This is a genomic window from Methyloglobulus sp. (assembly GCF_040079455.1).
In the GTDB taxonomy this organism is placed as follows: Bacteria; Pseudomonadota; Gammaproteobacteria; order Methylococcales; family Methylomonadaceae; genus Methyloglobulus.
The window spans coordinates 1-1,668 of the sequence record NZ_JBEBKJ010000168.1 but is presented as its reverse complement, the minus strand read 5'-3'; the positions used below and the strand labels follow the sequence as shown (position 1 = coordinate 1,668).

Annotated in this window: 1 protein-coding gene and 1 pseudogene; one reads left to right on the top strand and one right to left on the bottom strand. The window is 42.6% G+C overall.

Annotated features, from left to right (window positions below; translation table 11 throughout):
* Window positions 1-252: pseudogene (locus ABL924_RS18350) on the top strand (succinate--CoA ligase subunit alpha); the annotation flags it as partial.
* 1,112 nt (window positions 253-1,364) lie between these two features.
* Here the strand turns inward: ABL924_RS18350 and ABL924_RS18345 are convergent.
* Window positions 1,365-1,668, bottom strand: a 304-nt coding sequence (locus tag ABL924_RS18345; RefSeq protein ID WP_349028539.1) for a hypothetical protein, incomplete at its 5' end; no start/stop codon positions are given.

The window sequence follows — 1,668 nt, the reverse complement described above, 5'->3', positions numbered from 1 at the left end:
GAGATCGGCGGCAGTGATGAAGAAGCCGCTGCCGAATACATCGAAGCCCACATCACCAAACCCGTCGTAGCTTATATCGCTGGACAAACTGCACCTGCCGGTAAGCGAATGGGGCATGCCGGGGCGATAGTCACGGGTGGCAAAGGTACAGCAGAAGGTAAGGTGGCTGCACTTAAGGCGGCTGGAGTTGAAGTGGTGAATTCACCGACGGATATTGGCGTGGCTATAAAATTGGCCGTTTCAAAACGGTAATTTTAGTTAGGTAGGGTGCGTTTAGGCATCAAAAAATCCAGCCGGACAGGGCATGTTTGCCTGTCTCTTAATCACAATTTCACTAAAACAGACGATCTACGAGATTACAAAGGGGAAAACGAGGGTTTTAAGATTAATCTGCCACCAATTTTCCCTATTTTTCTGGCTATGTAACATTTGTCTAGGAACAGACTATTAATTTATTTTAGTGGGTTACTTATAAAGTTAATATAAATCAAATAGTTGAAATTTTTTTAATAAAAATGTGATCAAGAGACAGGTATGTTACCCCGTCACTCACGTTTTGCCGATGGATGGGGCTTTGAACCCTACCGAAACCTACGAACGGGGCAACATGCCCCGTCCGGCTGGAAGCGAATTTAATGACTATTTCAAGATCCAGATTTAAAGATATTACTTGCAACAAAAGCGATTACCAAAAAGGATACAAATTGGAAGATTGCCATCATGGCATGAAAGAATAACTGTAAGATAACCATATCAACCCCCTGTACCAGATAGGCACATAAAGTTTAAGATAGGACAATGAGAGATACCCACTGACACATAATTAAGCATAACCTCAATACTGAAAACCGGCCAAGGTGGGATAAAAATATCCAGTGCCGTTTCCCTCCTGACTGTCAGGCTCATCTTTATAGTAGATAAAACTACAACAAAAAGAAGTTAAGTTTTACTAATTTTGAGGTGAATTAATACCGATTTATTACTTGCAGTTATCTCACGGAGTTGAATTTATTGAGTTTAATCAAAAGCGAGTAGATATTAATAGTTTCATAAGCACTTTTTCCTGCTTGAGGAAATATCATTGATCCGGCCTTGTGCAGTTTAATTTCCCTTCGACTACTTCGACTCCGCTCAGCATTTATGCCCATCGGCTACAAGTCCGCTCAGGGAACGCCACGGTAACGTACCCTGAGCGGAGCCGAAGGTGATCCCAACTACTTGGCCGAATTTATAACGTATGCGTCTTACCTTCGGCAACTTATGAAACTACTGATACAAGCCCGGATGGTGCTTGAGTTTGTACCCTTGGGTAGAGAATCTGAGAATTCGTGGCTTCGATGTCCCTACCTTGCTAGACTCCATTTTCAGACACTTTCCAACAAACGCTGCAATGTCTTAATCAAGGCGATATAAGGCAATATATTGACGGGCAATATAGCCATGACTTCTTGATAAAGCTGGCGATAACGCTCAATCCTGTTTTGCGTTTCGGTATGCGTGTCGAAATAATCAGCGCAGCTTAAAGAATTTGACCTTACGATGTTTGAAATTAGCAGCACAATCGCCTGTTGCATGTCGATTTCTAGCTGCACCATAATCTTGCGTTGCCAGTTATCATGCTTCGGTAATTTCGCCAGCTGGGCAGTCATTGCTGTTAAGCCCAGAAAA